The sequence below is a fragment of the Bacillus sp. BSL6 genome (assembly GCF_052928345.1).
On sequence record NZ_JAVGCW010000001.1, the window covers coordinates 149,411 to 164,399 of the forward strand.

19 protein-coding genes are annotated in these 14,989 nt (G+C 36.9%); 14 read left to right on the forward strand and 5 right to left on the reverse strand.

Going from position 1 to position 14,989, the window contains the following annotated elements:
- Positions 1 to 24 precede the first annotated feature (24 nt).
- The 7 genes from RCJ96_RS00910 (at position 25) to RCJ96_RS00940 (ending at position 4,507) form a co-directional block, all read left to right on the forward strand.
- Entirely contained in the window at positions 25 to 291 is a 267-nt protein-coding gene (locus RCJ96_RS00910; RefSeq protein WP_000816197.1) for a MerR family transcriptional regulator, read from the forward strand.
- Entirely contained in the window at positions 288 to 1,445 is a 1,158-nt protein-coding gene (locus tag RCJ96_RS00915; protein ID WP_270796736.1) for an RNA-guided endonuclease InsQ/TnpB family protein, read from the forward strand. The genes RCJ96_RS00910 and RCJ96_RS00915 overlap by 4 nt, the downstream gene beginning before the upstream one ends.
- Positions 1,446 to 1,600: 155 nt before the next feature.
- Positions 1,601 to 2,065: a molybdopterin synthase catalytic subunit MoaE gene (moaE, locus tag RCJ96_RS00920; RefSeq protein WP_270796734.1), complete on the forward strand. Its 465-nt coding sequence runs from the start codon at positions 1,601 to 1,603 to the stop codon at positions 2,063 to 2,065.
- Positions 2,066 to 2,067: 2 nt separating this feature from the next.
- Positions 2,068 to 2,301, forward strand: a complete 234-nt coding sequence (gene moaD / locus RCJ96_RS00925) for a molybdopterin converting factor subunit 1 (protein ID WP_000621794.1) — start codon at positions 2,068 to 2,070, stop codon at positions 2,299 to 2,301.
- Between the two features lie 93 nt (positions 2,302 to 2,394).
- Positions 2,395 to 2,814: a DUF3888 domain-containing protein gene (locus RCJ96_RS00930; protein WP_074609935.1), complete on the forward strand. Its 420-nt coding sequence runs from the start codon at positions 2,395 to 2,397 to the stop codon at positions 2,812 to 2,814.
- Between the two features lie 36 nt (positions 2,815 to 2,850).
- Positions 2,851 to 3,708, forward strand: coding sequence for a glucose uptake protein GlcU (gene glcU, locus RCJ96_RS00935; protein ID WP_416504755.1), 858 nt, complete (start codon positions 2,851 to 2,853; stop codon positions 3,706 to 3,708).
- 13 nt (positions 3,709 to 3,721) lie between these two features.
- Positions 3,722 to 4,507 (forward strand): glucose 1-dehydrogenase, encoded by a 786-nt coding sequence (locus RCJ96_RS00940; protein WP_074609938.1) that lies wholly within the window; start codon positions 3,722 to 3,724, stop codon positions 4,505 to 4,507.
- A 72-nt stretch (positions 4,508 to 4,579) separates the two neighbouring features.
- Here the strand turns inward: RCJ96_RS00940 and RCJ96_RS00945 are convergent, their stop codons facing one another.
- Positions 4,580 to 5,074 carry a CarD family transcriptional regulator gene (locus tag RCJ96_RS00945; RefSeq protein WP_001982618.1) on the reverse strand — a complete coding sequence of 165 codons (495 nt, stop codon included), beginning with the start codon at positions 5,072 to 5,074 and terminating at the stop codon, positions 4,580 to 4,582.
- A 255-nt stretch (positions 5,075 to 5,329) separates the two neighbouring features.
- On the opposite strand from RCJ96_RS00945, the gene RCJ96_RS00950 reads away from it, so the two are divergent.
- A complete protein-coding gene (locus RCJ96_RS00950) occupies positions 5,330 to 5,566 on the forward strand; it encodes a DUF2553 family protein (RefSeq protein ID WP_000533800.1) in 237 nt (78 codons plus the stop codon).
- Between the two features lies 1 nt (position 5,567).
- Positions 5,568 to 5,750 (forward strand): sporulation protein Cse60, encoded by a 183-nt coding sequence (locus RCJ96_RS00955; protein WP_000621751.1) that lies wholly within the window; start codon positions 5,568 to 5,570, stop codon positions 5,748 to 5,750.
- A gap of 34 nt (positions 5,751 to 5,784) precedes the next feature.
- Here the strand turns inward: RCJ96_RS00955 and RCJ96_RS00960 are convergent, their stop codons facing one another.
- Positions 5,785 to 6,012, reverse strand: coding sequence for a DUF3973 domain-containing protein (locus RCJ96_RS00960; protein WP_000498984.1), 228 nt, complete (start codon positions 6,010 to 6,012; stop codon positions 5,785 to 5,787).
- A 425-nt stretch (positions 6,013 to 6,437) separates the two neighbouring features.
- Between RCJ96_RS00960 and RCJ96_RS00965 the strand changes: the two genes are divergently transcribed.
- Both RCJ96_RS00965 and RCJ96_RS00970 read left to right on the forward strand, forming a co-directional pair.
- Complete coding sequence (locus RCJ96_RS00965) at positions 6,438 to 6,869, forward strand: SRPBCC family protein (RefSeq protein WP_270796731.1); 432 nt, start codon at positions 6,438 to 6,440, stop codon at positions 6,867 to 6,869.
- A complete protein-coding gene (locus tag RCJ96_RS00970) occupies positions 6,870 to 7,193 on the forward strand; it encodes an ArsR/SmtB family transcription factor (RefSeq protein ID WP_000098837.1) in 324 nt (107 codons plus the stop codon).
- 31 nt (positions 7,194 to 7,224) lie between these two features.
- Here the strand turns inward: RCJ96_RS00970 and RCJ96_RS00975 are convergent, their stop codons facing one another.
- Positions 7,225 to 8,661 carry an MDR family MFS transporter gene (locus RCJ96_RS00975; RefSeq protein WP_074609942.1) on the reverse strand — a complete coding sequence of 479 codons (1,437 nt, stop codon included), beginning with the start codon at positions 8,659 to 8,661 and terminating at the stop codon, positions 7,225 to 7,227.
- A gap of 223 nt (positions 8,662 to 8,884) precedes the next feature.
- Entirely contained in the window at positions 8,885 to 10,156 is a 1,272-nt protein-coding gene (locus RCJ96_RS00980) for an NAD(P)/FAD-dependent oxidoreductase (protein ID WP_074609946.1), read from the reverse strand.
- A 253-nt stretch (positions 10,157 to 10,409) separates the two neighbouring features.
- Between RCJ96_RS00980 and RCJ96_RS00985 the strand changes: the two genes are divergently transcribed.
- Together RCJ96_RS00985 and RCJ96_RS00990 are read left to right on the forward strand one after the other, a co-directional pair.
- The gene (locus tag RCJ96_RS00985) at positions 10,410 to 12,062 is read left to right on the forward strand and encodes a putative polysaccharide biosynthesis protein (RefSeq protein WP_416504754.1); all 1,653 of its coding nucleotides are present in this window, start codon (positions 10,410 to 10,412) and stop codon (positions 12,060 to 12,062) included.
- A 41-nt stretch (positions 12,063 to 12,103) separates the two neighbouring features.
- Positions 12,104 to 12,832 (forward strand): pseudouridine synthase, encoded by a 729-nt coding sequence (locus RCJ96_RS00990; RefSeq protein ID WP_001234931.1) that lies wholly within the window; start codon positions 12,104 to 12,106, stop codon positions 12,830 to 12,832.
- An 81-nt stretch (positions 12,833 to 12,913) separates the two neighbouring features.
- Here the strand turns inward: RCJ96_RS00990 and RCJ96_RS00995 are convergent, their stop codons facing one another.
- The gene (locus tag RCJ96_RS00995) at positions 12,914 to 13,135 is read right to left on the reverse strand and encodes a DeoR family transcriptional regulator (protein ID WP_000805512.1); all 222 of its coding nucleotides are present in this window, start codon (positions 13,133 to 13,135) and stop codon (positions 12,914 to 12,916) included.
- A gap of 357 nt (positions 13,136 to 13,492) precedes the next feature.
- Between RCJ96_RS00995 and pepV the strand changes: the two genes are divergently transcribed.
- On the forward strand, positions 13,493 to 14,899 hold the full coding sequence (gene pepV / locus RCJ96_RS01000; protein WP_446699714.1) for a dipeptidase PepV: 1,407 nt from the start codon (positions 13,493 to 13,495) through the stop codon (positions 14,897 to 14,899).
- Positions 14,900 to 14,989: the final 90 nt, after the last annotated feature.

Consider the following 14,989-nt stretch of genomic DNA (forward strand, 5'->3'; position numbering starts at 1 on the left):
AGGCATATATAATAAAAAGTACTTATGAAACAATATAAACCGAAAGAATTTTCAGAAATGCTTCTTAATGTTTCTGTTAAGACATTACGAAGGTGGGACAATCAAGGTGCTTTAACTGCTTACCGAAACCCAAAAGGAAGAAGATACTATACAGAAGAACAGTATAAGGAATATATGGGTATTCAAGAAGAACTTGTTCAGGATTTAATATCTATCATTCATGTATTTAGCTGTAGAATATATGGGTTGAGAAAATACAAAAAGAAAATGTCGGAGGATGAAGACTTATGAAAAGAGCATATTTAATAGAAATCAAACCGACAACTGAACAAATTAGTAAAATCCGTCAAACTATTGGGGTGTGTCGATATGTATATAACCTGTATATCTCTAAAAATAAAGAGGCATATGAGTCGGAGGGGAAATTTCTTAGTGGCTATGACTTTTCTAAATGGCTAAACAACATTTATACAAAAGAGTGTGACCAGTGGATTAAAGAAGTGTCGAGCAAAGCGGTAAAACAAGCGATTATGAATGGAGATAAAGCTTTTAAGCGATTTTTTAAAGGGTTATCCAAATTTCCACGATATAAGAAAAAGAAGAAGCAAGATGTGAAATGTTATTTTCCTAAAAACAATAAAACAGATTGGACAGTAGAAAGACATAGAGTAAAAATCCCCACAATTGGTTGGACAAGGTTAAAAGAATATGGATATATCCCTAAAAATGCAACTGTAAAAAGTGGCACAGTATATCAAAGAGCAGGAAGATACTATGTTTCTATACTCTGTGAAGTGAAAGAGGTAAAACCAAATTCAATTCTCAATGCAGTAGGTATAGGAATTGATTTGGGAATTAAAGACTTCGCTGTACGTAGCGATGGAAAAACTCACAAAAATATAAATAAAACAGTACAAGTAAAAAAGATAGAAAAACGGTTAAAACGTGAACAACGCTCTTTATCACGCAAATTTGAAAATATAAGAAAGAGAGGTGAACAACCTGTTACTAATAAAAGAGCGAATATAAACAAAAATATTCTTAGGGTGCAAAAACTACATGCTAGGCTAGCAAATATTCGATTAGCGTATGTAAAGTCTATTGTAAATGATGTGGTGAAAACCAAGCCAACGTTTATTACAGTAGAAGATTTGAATGTGAAAGGTATGATGAAGAACAAACATCTATCTAAAGCTGTAGCGCAACAATGTTTTTATGCTTTTAAAACTTTGTTATCAACGAAATGTAGGGAATATGGAATTGAACTACGGCAAGTGGACAGATTCTATCCATCTTCTAAAATATGTTCATGTTGCGGTCAAAAAAAGTCGGATTTAAAGCTGTCTGACCGAGTATATACATGTGATTGTGGAAATGTAATGGATAGAGATTTGAATGCGTCAATCAACCTTTTACAAGCAAAAAAATATACAATACTAACGTAAATAGATTGTATATATGTACGGTGGGCTACATCGGAATTTACACCTGTGGAGTGTCACAGCAAACTGTAGTAGCAAGTGATTAGCGAGGCAGGGCACGTAGAAGCAGGAATACTCTAAGAATATACATTTGTCTATATTTTTAGTAGCAGTGCGAAATGACAAATACGTATTATGAAGTAATTGATACAGAAATCTCCATTGAAGAGATAGCGAAGAGAGTAATTCGCCGCGAATGCGGTGCTGTTACAACATTTATTGGAACGGTTAGAGAGTTTACGAAAGGGCGTCGTACATTATACTTAGAATATGTCGCTTATAAAACGATGGCAGAAAAGATGCTAGAGAAAATCGGATCAGAAGTGAAAGAGAAATGGCCAGGTACACACGTTGCGATTACACATCGCATCGGTACACTGCAAATTTCTGATATTGCGGTTGTTGTGGCTGTTTCAACGCCGCATCGTAAAGCGGCTTATGAAGCAAATGAATATATTATGGAACGCATAAAACAAATTGTTCCGATTTGGAAAAAGGAGTTTTGGGAAGATGGAGACTCTTGGATTGGCGATCAATTAGAAAAAACGCCATATCCGGCGGGAGAGCCTGGGAAGGAGCTATAAGTATGATTCGAGTATTGTTATTTGCGAACTTACAAGAAGAAGCAGGAAGAAGTGAATTACAAATAGAGAAAGAAAGTATTACGGTTGCAGAGTTAAAAGATGTTGTTGCAAAAGAATATAATGTACCAGTCACAGAACCAATTATGGTTGCGATTAATGAAGAATATGCAAATGAAGAGGATACGATTCAATCTGGTGATGTTGTTGCACTAATCCCACCAGTGAGCGGTGGTTAATATTGGATTCATTAAAACGACTTTCCTATGTAGGGAAAGTCGTTTTTTTATGGCGTTTTTGAGAACACTAACGTATAGAACAAGGAGGGCGTTATGAAAAAAATATGTGTAATGCTAACAATGATATGTTCTATCTTTTCTTTATTGCCAAGCTATTCTTTGGCAAAAGAATCGAATGAACAACTTTTAGAAAGTGCGCTATTAAATCGATATTATTCTGTGATAAGACAAGTGACAGAAGATCAATATGAATGTGCTTCAGTTATAAATATAAAGCGTCTCGGCAAGAACGGTGAGTTCGTTCCTAAATATGAAGTTACGCTACAATTTCTTACATTTCAAGGAGCGCATAACCCGCCGAATGATAAAGTTACGCTTACTTTGGAAGATTATTTAGATCACGTAAAGATAAAGAAAGTGGAGCGAGAAAAGAATGTTTCTGGTGCTATTGCAGAAAAGGTTTGTGAAAGGGAAAAAGAAAAAATAAAAGCTCACTCTACTGATTCAGAGTGATAACCTATGACATTTAGTAAAGAAAGGTAATGAGCGATGGATATATTTTTAGCGATTTTACCAGCTATATTTTGGGGAAGTATTGTGCTATTTAACGTAAAACTGGGCGGGGGGCCTTATAGTCAAACGCTCGGTACAACGTTTGGCGCACTTATTTTCTCAATTGTTGTTTATATTTTTATGAAACCAGTATTGACTCCTACTGTTATCGGAGTTGGGATTGTATCAGGTTTATTTTGGGCGCTTGGTCAGGCGAATCAATTAAAAAGTATTGATCTAATGGGCGTTTCAAGGACGATGCCCATTTCAACGGGACTTCAATTAGTTTCGACGACTTTATTTGGAGTTATCGTATTTCATGAGTGGTCCACAACAATATCAGTCATCCTTGGTGTATTGGCGCTTGTTTGTATTATTATTGGTGTTATTTTAACATCGCTTCAAAGTGAAGAAGAAAAGAATGCAGAGCAAGCGGGGAATTTTAAAAGGGGCATTATCATTTTATTAATTTCAACAGTCGGTTATTTAGTTTACGTAGTAGTGATTAGACTATTTAACGTAGATGGTTGGTCAGCTTTGTTACCACAAGCAGTTGGTATGGTGTTAGGAGGGATTTTGCTTACTTTTAAACATCATCCATTTAATAAATATGCAATACGAAATATTATTCCGGGATTAATTTGGGCAGCTGGAAACATGTTTTTATTCATTTCACAGCCGCGTGTTGGAGTAGCAACAAGTTTCTCGCTATCGCAAATGGGAATTATTATTTCGACGCTTGGCGGGATTCTTATATTAGGTGAAAGAAAAACGAAACGCCAATTAACGGGTATCGTTGTCGGTATCGTTTTTATTATCGCAGCCGGAATTATGTTAGGTATTGCAAAAAGTTAAAGGAGGTATGGAAATGTATAGTGATTTAGAAGGAAAGGTTGTCGTTATTACAGGATCAGCAAGTGGTCTTGGGAGAGCAATGGGAGTAAGGTTTGCTGCGGAGAAAGCAAAGGTAGTGATTAATTATCGCTCACGGGAGTCAGAAGCGAATGATGTGTTAGAAGAAATTAAAAAGGTAGGCGGAGAAGCGATTGCTGTAAAAGGTGATGTGACGGTCGAATCAGATGTGGCGAATCTCATTCAATCTGCTGTGAAAGAGTTTGGTACGCTTGACGTTATGATTAATAATGCAGGGATAGAAAATGCGGTACCATCGCATGAAATGCCGCTTGAAGATTGGAATAGGGTAATTAACACAAATTTAACAGGTGCTTTTTTAGGAAGCCGTGAAGCGATTAAATATTTTGTAGAACACGATATTAAAGGATCTGTCATTAATATGTCGAGTGTTCATGAGAAAATTCCGTGGCCGCTATTCGTGCATTATGCAGCCAGTAAGGGCGGTATTAAATTAATGACAGAAACGTTAGCGATGGAATATGCACCAAAAGGTATTCGAGTAAATAATATTGGACCAGGTGCAATTAATACGCCGATCAATGCAGAAAAGTTTGCTGATCCTAAAAAACGTGCTGACGTAGAAAGTATGATACCGATGGGCTACATTGGAAAACCAGAAGAAATTGCAGCAGTCGCAACTTGGCTCGCTTCGTCAGAGGCTAGTTATGTAACTGGAATTACGCTATTTGCAGATGGCGGAATGACGTTATATCCATCGTTTCAAGCTGGACGTGGGTAATAGAAAAGGACGAAGAGATAAAACTCTTCGTCCTTTTTTTACAAAAAAAAATAGCGGCCAGCTATTTTAAATTTAGTGATTCATTGTATCTTGAAGATATTCTGTTGCTTGATGTTCAGAAACATTTTGCACGAGTGCAACTTCACTAATCATCATTTTTCGGGCGTTATCTAGCATTTGTTTTTCGCTCGCATTTAAAGCTCTCTCTTTATTGCGGCGAAGTAAATCCCGAACAACTTCTGCACTATCTTGCAGATTGCCGTTTTTCATTTTTTCCATATTCATTGTATATCTTTGTTTCCAGGAAAGTGATGTATCTGATTCCCCGTTTTGAAATTCAAGAAGTATATCATCTAACGTACCTTTATCTACGATATAACGAATACCTGATTTTTGTAATTGATCCATCGGAAGCATTACTTGCATATCTTTACTAATGATACGTATTACACAATATTGACGTATTGTTCCTAATATTTCTTTCTCTTCAATGGCTTCGATGACTCCTGCGCCGTTCATTGGATAAACGATTTTATCACCAATTTGAAACAAATCATCCACCTCCATATGTGGTAACCATCTTTAATGATAGCATAAGTGAATGGAAATGTCAAATTTTATATAATACCATAATAATTATAATTGAGTCAATAAGTAAAAGCTCTTTTTATATATATTTTTTTTGCTTTTATTTATGGATGATTTTTTTAGGAAAATAGTACAGGTGGAGAAAGGAGGCATATCCACTTATTTTTAAGCATAAAATGTAAAATCGCTAATACAATATACCTAAATCCGTTCTTTGCAAAGGAGGGAGAGAAGGTGGGGCGCACAATAAAAATTGATATTACAAATAAAGTGGTAGCTAAATTTAGACCAGATTATTTGGAATTGTATACGAGTAAATTTATGATAGGTAAGTTTTATGTCTATACTGAAGGTAAACAATATGTGTTAGAAGACGGATATATATATGAAGACGGAAAGTTTTATCGCATCATAGATACGCACCGTGGCAATAATCAAGCGGCGGAGGGCTGCGATCTAGGATGGTGTTAACATGATTCGTGTAAAAGTATTTGATGAAAGTCACGAAAAAGACTTAGAAGACGCTGTAAATGTTTTTTTGAAAAAGATTGATGATAGTAACTTTGTAGACATTAAGTACCAAGTCGGTGTTTCTATTAACGATGACGAAAATCAAATTTATTGTTTTTCAGCAATGATCGTTTATAAAGCATAAAAAAGAGCTGGATGAGCCAGCTCTTTTTTATGCTTTATGTTGGGACAACATGTGTTGGTAATACGTTCATAATAGATTGGGTTGCGCCTAATTTCTTTGTCGTTAAAAGAGGCTCCCCTGTCTCATGATTTTGGGCATCTTTACACATACCAAGGTGATAACGATCACCTAAAAATGGATCAATATAAAAACCGTTTTTGAATACTTTATCATTCGGATGTTTTTCATGGTGAATATCAGAGCAGTTAATGCAATAGAACATAGCTTTCATCCCCTTTTTTATTTTTGTTTGAAAAAAGTGAGTCAGTAGTCATTTCGCTCCTAAGGAAATGTTGAGGAGAAGAGAAATAACTACCTACTCAAATGGTGGGCATATTCCTTCTGATTTTTCATATCTCGCGTAGTGTCCCTGAGGGAAGGAGGAGAGACGAAATACGCATGATATACGTAAGGCGCTTCTTTCAAGATGAATGATGGAGTTTCATGTTGAGAGAAGTTTTTATTTTTTGTTGCCTTTGTGAGTATATTATGAGGAAATGCGCAGAGGGTGTTTGTCCTGTTGAAAAAATGTTGAGAATTTCTCAACAGTAAAAAAGAGTTAGCGTTGACATGAAACTAAAAGGTGTTATATTATCGAAGTGTAACCAAAAGGTGTTATATTTGATTGCCGAATAAAGGAGAATGAAAATGGAAGAACAAAATACATTAAATGATATTAAACAAACAATCGTTTTTAACGCGTCTATTCAAAAGGTGTGGAATGTAGTATCAACTGCAGAAGGGATTGCCTCATGGTTTATGCCAAATGATTTCGTATTAGAGGTAGGACATGAATTTCATGTACAATCACCATTTGGACCATCACCATGTAAAGTATTAGAAATCGATGAGCCAAATCATCTATCTTTTTCATGGGATACAGATGGCTGGGTTGTTTCATTTCATCTGAAAGACTTAGGGGATAATAAAACAGAATTTACGTTAATTCACGGCGGCTGGAAACATCCTGATGAAATTCTTCCGAAAGCGAATGCGAAGAGCTCTATTATTCGCGACAGAATGAGCGGAGGCTGGGTAGCAATTGTAAATGAAAAACTGAAAAAGGTTGTCGAAGGCTAAGTGTCCTCATCAGCAGCGAAATATGATGTATTTCAAGCAATTGCTGATCCAACCCGCCGAGAAGTAATACGGTTATTAAGCGATAAAGAGTTACCGATTTCCAAAATAACGGATCATTTTCCGATGAGTCGTACTGCGGTTGTAAAGCACCTTCATATTCTTTCGGAAGCGAATTTAGTAAGTGGAAGAAAAAGCGGAAGAGAGAAAATATATCGCTTGCATCCAGAACCATTAGAGGAATTACAACAGTGGCTCTCGTATTATGAACGTTTTTGGGATAATAAATTGTCCATGCTGAAACATATTGTGGAGAATGAAGAGTAAAAGAGGATGACCATTTTGGTCATCCTCTTTCTTATTGCTCACTTGTTTGTGTAGCGGGCTTTAATAAAAGCCAAGCGATAATTAATGTACATACTGCCAATACGAAAGTGCTCATATAAATGACGTGTACACTTGATGCTAATGCAGATTGTGATTCAGTTACTACGTTTGCTGTAGCTCCGCCGTGTCCGCCAGATACAAGATCAAGGTTTTTAATGCCACGTGCGTGAATCATCGTATTAAAGATTGTACCGAATACTGCCGCACCTAATGTTTGGCTAAATGTATTAATAAATGTGTTTAAACCAACGGCTGTTCCGCGTGTATGAGCTGGTACGGCTGCTTGAATTGTTACCATGTAAATCGGTGTCACAAGTCCCATTCCTAATCCGAATAATCCGACTGCCACATAAATAAGGAACGATGGTGAATGTGTTGATAATGTAAATAATAAGAACGTAGCGACTGATAAAATGCTAGCCCCAAGTAAAATGATTTGTTTCGTTTTTAATTTTCCTACTAAGTTACCAGAGAAAATAGCTCCAAATGTCCACATAACAGGGATTGGCATTAAAATAAGTCCAGCTTCTGTCGCATTTTTTCCTAATACTCCTTGGCTCCAAATTGGAAGGTACATTGTAATACTAATAATCATTGCGCCAGCGATAAGCGTTAATATATTTATCGTAGATAATGTACGGTTAGAGAAAAGTGCTAGCGGAATTAATGGTTCCGGAGATTTTTTCTCGATGAATAAGAAAATAATGAATGAAACGACGGCGAAGATTAATAGGCCGATAATTGTTATATCTCCCCAGTTTTGCTTACTGCTACCTGTTAATAATGCGTATAGTAGAGCAATCGTACTTAGTGAGAATACTGTTGCACCAAGATAGTCGATATGGTGCTTAGCAGGCTTAATAGATTCTTTGTAATAAATTGCAATCATTAAGCAAGCGATAATTCCAAATGGAACGTTTAAGAAGAAAATATAACGCCAAGAAAGAGAATCAACTAAAAATCCGCCGACTAATGGTCCGATAACACCTGAGACGCCCCAAACAGCACTCATCCAGCCTTGTGCTTTCGCGCGGTCTTTCGCTTCGCTATATAAGTCTCCAATAATCGTCATTGTGATCGGCATAACAGCACCAGCACCGATACCCTGAAGTGCGCGGAAGAAGATTAATTGTTCCATTGATGTAACGACACCGCAAAGTGCAGAGCCGACTAAAAAGATTGTAGCTCCGATGAGTAAAACTTTTTTACGGCCAAATAAATCAGCTAGCTTTCCGTATATTGGAGTTGAAACCGCTGTGGCAAGCATGTAAATTGCGTAAACCCAGCTAACAAGTTCAACACCTGACAAATCACTCGTTATACGAGGGATTGCTGTACTAACAATCGTTCCTTCTACTGCAGAAAGAAACGTCATTAGCATTAAAGACATCATGACTTTTTTTCTCATATGTTTTCCCCTTACCCTTTTTCAAATATTCAACAATATAAAATATAAAGGTACTAAGGTATATAAAGCAACAAAAAAGCAATGGGAAGTTAAGGGGAGGGGATATTTGTCGTTTTTTGTCGGTAAGTCGATATATTTGAAAAATCGCCGATATAAGTAGCAGAATCGCCGATATAATTTCATGTACCTATAAAAAAAGAAACAGGAATCCCTGTTTCTCAGTTTAATATTGCATTTTCGCGTTTTCTCCAGCTGTCGTTCCGGCAATTCTACCAGTAACGAGAGCAGATGTAATATTATAGCCACCCGTATAACCGTGAATATCAAGAACTTCTCCGCAGAAATATAAGCCGTTCGTGAATTTAGAAGACATTTCTTTTGGGTTAATTTCTTTAACAGATACACCGCCGCCAGTAACGAATGCTTTTTCAATTGACTGCGTACCATTTACATTTACAGTAAATTCTTTAAAGTCTTTCACAAGTGCACGAATCTTCTCATGAGATACTTGTCCAGCTTGTTCGCTACCGTCAATTTCATTTCTTTCTAATAAGAATAGGAAGTAACGTTCAGGTACATAACCTTTTAACACGTTTTTAATTCCTTTCTTCGGATCTTCTTTCATTTGTTTCAGCATGCGCTGGAATAGTTGTTCACTATTTTCTTCTGGCAATGCATCGATACTCATTTGCACTGTATTCGTTTTGAACTTCTTCAGTGCTTTTACAACGAATTGACTACAGCGAAGGGCAGCAGGACCAGATAGGCCGAAATGAGTGAAGAGCATGTCCATTTTGTGAGAAATGATAGCTTTTCCTTTCGGGTTTAATACGCTTAAGTTTACATCTCGTAAAGCAAGGCCTTGTAGTGAACGGTCTCGAATAAATGGTTCGTTTGAAAGGATGGGTACTTCTGTTGGGAATAATTCTGTAATTGTATGTCCAGCTTTTTTAGCCCAAGCATATCCGTCGCCAGTAGAACCAGTTTGAGGAACAGATTTTCCGCCAACAGCGATAACGACGTGATTTGTTTCTAGCACTTCGCCAGTCTTTAGTACGACTGCTTTCGTTTGACCATTTTCATATTCAATCGTTTCAACAGGTGTATTTGTGCGGATCTTTACACCTAAATCTTTTAATCGTGTTAAAAGTGCGTCTACTACCGATTGCGCTTTATTTGAAACAGGGAACATGCGGCCATGATCCTCTTCTTTCAGTTTTACACCAAGATTTTCGAAGAATGTAATAATATCTTCATTATTAAAAATAGAAAAAGCGCTGTATAAGAAGCGGCCATTTCCTGGTATATGTTTAACGATCTCATCAAGTGGTAGACGGTTCGTTACGTTACAGCGGCCGCCACCAGAAATCGCAAGTTTACGCCCTAGTTTATTTCCTTTATCAAGAAGTAAGACGCTTGCGCCTTCTTCTGCAGCACCGATTGCAGCCATTAGCCCAGAAGGCCCGCCGCCGATGACAATAACATCATAATGCATAATATATCGACCTCATTTTCTACATTTCCTGCCTAAAAGAATAGCATGTTTTCCCTTAAAAGAAAAATAGAGTGAAGTACTGCTTAAGGAGAGAATTGTGGTACAATACAAAAGTTAGAGTTCAGCACTATCCTGCTATTTGTGGGCCATAGGACTAAAACCTTATGAGTTAGGGGAAGTCTAATAGTTCTCGAATGCTCGAATAGTAAATTAATTATAGTTTCACTTTATGTAGATGTAGGAGGATTTTTGTATGTCCGATTCGAAATTTCTGCGCGGAACGCTTATCGTTACGTTAGGGACATTTTTAGTGAAGTTCTTAGGCATGATTTACGTCTTTCCGTTTCATGCATTAGTAGGGACAGAAGGCGGAACGCTCTATACATATGGATACATTCCATATACGATCTTTTTAAGTATTGCAACGGCAGGGGTGCCGCTTGCTGTTTCAAAATTCGTTTCCAAATATAATGCGCTTGGCGATTATAAAACGAGCCGGAGAATGTTCCGCTCGGGAATGGTTATGATGATAGTAACAGGAGTTCTTTCATTCCTAGTACTGTACATGACGGCGCCGTTGTTTGCAGAAGCAATGCTTGGTAAACAAAGTGTACACAGTAATATAGGAGAAGTTACGACGATTATTCGTCTTGTAAGTTTTGCGCTTATTGTTGTACCGGCAGCGAGTTTAATTCGTGGTTATTTCCAAGGTCACCAATCGATGGGACCAACTACTGTTTCGCAAATTATTGAACAAATTATTCGTATCGTCTTTTTATTAGCGGGTAGTTTTATCGTTATTAAAGTACTTGGCGGTACAGTTGCAACAGCAGTTGGGGTAGCGACATTTGCAGCATTCGTTTCAGCAGTTGGAGCGCTCGGTGTACTCATTTGGTACTGGCTAAAGCGTAAAAAACATTTGGATCAATATTTAATTGAACAAACTGTACCAGAATCGACAGTGAGTACTGTTCAATTATTTAAAGAATTATTTGCATATGCGATTCCTTACGTTGTAATTGGGTTAACAATTCCTTTATATCAACAAATTGATACATTGACATTTAACTCAATTATGCAAGCGATTGGCCAAGGTGATATTGCAGAGCGAGCGCTCGGTATTTTCACAATGTGGACGCATAAATTAATTATGATTCCTGTATCACTTGCAACAGCGTTTAGTTTGACGCTTGTACCAGCGATTACAAAATCATTTACTGAAAAGCAATACCGTTATTTAAAGTTACAAATTACACAAACATTCCAGGCAAATATGTTCTTAACATTGCCAGCAGTTGTCGGTATTTCATCACTTGCATATCCGATTTATACTGCGTTTTACGATTCAGACCTATTAGGTGGACAAGTATTAATGTGGTATGCTCCAGTTGCGTTGTTATTCGCTTTATTTACAGTAACAGCGGCAATTCTGCAAGGTATTAACCAACAAAAGCATGCGATTATCGCACTTATAATGGGTGTTATTTTGAAATTTGTATGTAACGTAATCTTTATTCGTTATTTCGGTACAGTAGGGGCAATTCTAGCAACAGCTGTTGGTTTCTTAGCTTCTGTTTGGTACACAAATCAACAAATTAAAAAATACGCACACTATTCATTCGGTGTTGTATATAAGAGAACATTCCAAATTGCAGTATTAACATTTGTAATGGTTGTGGTCGTAAAACTATCACAATGGATTCTATCCTTCATGATTTCGCCGGATGGCCGAATTGGCGCTCTTATTACAGTTGCGATTTGTGCAGGTCTTGGCGGTCTCGTTTACGGATTGTTAGCGATTCGCACAGGAGTACTTGAAAGAGTATTTGGCGGGGAAGCGTTAGAGAAGATCCAACGTAAACTTGGCAATAGATTCAAAATAAAGTTGAAATCAAAAGGGGCGTAATTACGTCCCCTTTTCTATGATAAATAAAGAAGGTGAAAAACGTGAGATTAGATAAATTATTAGCAAATATGGGATATGGAAGTAGAAAAGAAGTAAAGAAATTATTGAAAGACGGCGTTGTGAAAATTGATGGAATACCGGTGAAAGATGCAAAGGTTCATGTAAATGTAGAAGAACAAGAAGTTATGATTCACGGTGAAGTCGTGGAATATAAAGAGTTTGTTTACTTAATGATGCATAAACCACAAGGCGTTATTTCAGCGACAGAAGATGATAATCATGAAACGGTAATAGATTTATTAGAGTTAGAAGATGCGATTTTTAATCCGTTCCCAGTTGGAAGACTTGATATTGATACAGAAGGTTTCTTATTAATAACAAATGACGGGAAGTTATCACATCAATTGTTATCTCCGAAAAAGCATGTGCCGAAAAAATATTATGCACACGTTGCAGGAGTAGTAACAGAAGAGGATGTAAAAGAGTTTGCTAAAGGTGTTATTTTAGATGATGGCTATGAAACAAAGCCAGGTGCACTTACAATATTAAAAAGCGATGATATTTCTGAAATCGAGCTTGTCATTACAGAAGGAAAGTTCCATCAAGTGAAGCGTATGTTTGAAGCGGTAGGGAAAAAAGTAGTCTACTTAAAGAGAACAGAGATGGGGCCGTTAGTGTTAGATGAAGAGCTAGAACTTGGACAATACCGAGAGCTAACAGATGAAGAAGTAGAGATGTTAAAAACATATCAAGTAGATACTGAGAAATAGTACTATTTTTAGGCGCAGAAAAGACCCCTTTCTAATGAGTTAGAAAGGGGTATGTATTTATTTACATACAATTATTTTTCGTTATGAGGTCATTCTCACTTTCTTTCCTGTTGTTGTCCACTTACCGCGGCAAGGGCTATACACGAGTTCATTAAACTGCAACACATTTAGATCACGTTGTATCGTTCGCGGTGTGATCCCGAACTCATCTACAAGGTCTTTCGTCGTTACCGTTCCGTTTTCATTGATGTACATATAAATTGATTTAATGCGTGTTAGCATACGAGTAGTTGTAGGTTTCAAGAGAAAACCACTCCTCTACTAGTTTTTTTGACCCCATTCAGGAAAGAAGGTCGTTACTACCATTGTACTCTACATGATAAAATTCATGCTTTAATCTACTTAAATTTTACAGAAATTTAACAAATATTCATATAGAAAAATATTGGTAGTTGACATTGTATATATGGTCAGTCAACTAACACATAAAATTCTACGTAAAACGCCAAATTCCTGCAAATTTTTTTGAAAAAATAAAAGAAAAACTAATAAGAAATATCTGAAATATTACAATTGTTCGGTATTTGGTTTTCGTGTATGGCATAAGAGATTTCGGTTTGTTATGATGAAAGAAACAATATAGTGAAGGATGGATGCGTGATGTCAGCAATTAATTGGACAGAAGAAGTTGCAAAACGAAAAGATGATTTAATTCGTGATACACAACAATTTTTACAAATTAAAAGTGTATGGGAAGAAGAGTCGGCAAAAGAGGGCGCACCGTTCGGTGAAGGTGTAGAAAAAGCTTTATCTTTCATGTTACATAAAGGAGAAACGGAAGGTTTTACTTCTAAAAATTTAGAAGGGTATGCAGGTCATCTTGAAATGGGACAAGGAGAAGAATTGGTAGGTATTCTTTGTCACGTTGACGTTGTACCAGAAGGCGATGGCTGGACGACTCCTGCATATAGTGCAGATATTCGCGATGGAAAGATTTTTGCACGTGGTGCAATTGACGATAAAGGCCCAACGATGGCAGCTTATTATGCGATGAAAATTGTGAAAGAATTAGGTTTACCTCTTTCAAAACGCGTTCGTATGATTTTAGGAACAGATGAGGAAAGCAATTGGAAATGTGTAGATCACTACTTTAAAAACGAAGAAATGCCAACAATCGGTTTTGCGCCAGACGCGGACTTTCCAATTATTAATGCAGAAAAAGGAATTTCTGATATACAAGTTGTGCAAAATGGTAGTGAAGAGAAGCAAGGTACATATGAACTTGTTTCATTTGAGTCAGGTCGCCGTTTAAATATGGTTCCTGATTTTGCAGAAGCGGTTGTTACAGGAGAAGATGTAAATGCACTTACAGTAGCATATGAAGAGTATTTACAAACTGCTAAAAAAATAGGTGAAGCAATTGTAGAAGGTAATACAGTAACGTTGCAAATTAAAGGAATTTCAGCTCACGGATCTACTCCTGAAAAAGGAGAAAATGCAGGTTTATTACTGGCAAACTTCTTAACTACAGTTTCTCTTGATGGAAAAGCAAATGCATTTGCAACGTTTGCAACAGAAACATTTACTGGTGATATTTTTGGAGAAAAGGCTACGATTGCTTATAAAGATGAAGTTAGTGGTCCGTTAACAGTGAATGTTGGTCGCCTTTCTTATACGAAAGAAAATGGTGGCAATTTCGGATTAAACGTACGTTACCCAGTTACGACTAACTTTGAAGAAATGATTGCAAAGTTAAAAGAATATGTGGGTACTCATGGATTTGAAGTGGCGGATTATTCGAACTCTCGCCCGCATCACGTTGATAAAGATCACGTATTAATTCGTACGTTGCAACGTGTATACGAAGAACAAACAGGTGAAAAAGCAGAGCTATTAGCAATTGGCGGCGGTACTTACGCTCGTTCATTAAAAGCTGGTGTTGCATTTGGCCCATTGTTCCCTGGAAAAGAAGAACTTGCGCATCAAAAAGATGAGTATATTGAAATTGAAGACTTATTAAAAGCAACAGCAATTTACGCGCAAGCAATTTATGAATTAGCGAAGTAATGGATATATAAATAATAAAAGACCGTCCCGATACATTCTTTGGGACGGTTTTCTATTACGTGTCGTTTGTTGGTAAGCAGATGTTCCTTG

Excerpts from the sequence above, each read along its gene's own strand:
- RCJ96_RS00910 (WP_000816197.1), top strand. The coding sequence starts at position 25 with ATGAAACAATATAAACCGAAAGAATTTTCAGAAATGCTTCTTAATGTT.
- RCJ96_RS00915 (WP_270796736.1), top strand. The coding sequence starts at position 288 with ATGAAAAGAGCATATTTAATAGAAATCAAACCGACAACTGAACAAATT.
- moaE (WP_270796734.1), top strand. The coding sequence starts at position 1,601 with ATGACAAATACGTATTATGAAGTAATTGATACAGAAATCTCCATTGAA.
- moaD (WP_000621794.1), top strand. The coding sequence starts at position 2,068 with ATGATTCGAGTATTGTTATTTGCGAACTTACAAGAAGAAGCAGGAAGA.
- RCJ96_RS00930 (WP_074609935.1), top strand. The coding sequence starts at position 2,395 with ATGAAAAAAATATGTGTAATGCTAACAATGATATGTTCTATCTTTTCT.
- glcU (WP_416504755.1), top strand. The coding sequence starts at position 2,851 with ATGGATATATTTTTAGCGATTTTACCAGCTATATTTTGGGGAAGTATT.
- RCJ96_RS00940 (WP_074609938.1), top strand. The coding sequence starts at position 3,722 with ATGTATAGTGATTTAGAAGGAAAGGTTGTCGTTATTACAGGATCAGCA.
- RCJ96_RS00945 (WP_001982618.1), bottom strand. The coding sequence starts at position 5,074 with ATGGAGGTGGATGATTTGTTTCAAATTGGTGATAAAATCGTTTATCCA.
- RCJ96_RS00955 (WP_000621751.1), top strand. The coding sequence starts at position 5,568 with ATGATTCGTGTAAAAGTATTTGATGAAAGTCACGAAAAAGACTTAGAA.
- RCJ96_RS00960 (WP_000498984.1), bottom strand. The coding sequence starts at position 6,012 with ATGTTCTATTGCATTAACTGCTCTGATATTCACCATGAAAAACATCCG.
- RCJ96_RS00965 (WP_270796731.1), top strand. The coding sequence starts at position 6,438 with ATGGAAGAACAAAATACATTAAATGATATTAAACAAACAATCGTTTTT.
- RCJ96_RS00975 (WP_074609942.1), bottom strand. The coding sequence starts at position 8,661 with ATGAGAAAAAAAGTCATGATGTCTTTAATGCTAATGACGTTTCTTTCT.
- RCJ96_RS00980 (WP_074609946.1), bottom strand. The coding sequence starts at position 10,156 with ATGCATTATGATGTTATTGTCATCGGCGGCGGGCCTTCTGGGCTAATG.
- RCJ96_RS00985 (WP_416504754.1), top strand. The coding sequence starts at position 10,410 with ATGTCCGATTCGAAATTTCTGCGCGGAACGCTTATCGTTACGTTAGGG.
- pepV (WP_446699714.1), top strand. The coding sequence starts at position 13,493 with ATGTCAGCAATTAATTGGACAGAAGAAGTTGCAAAACGAAAAGATGAT.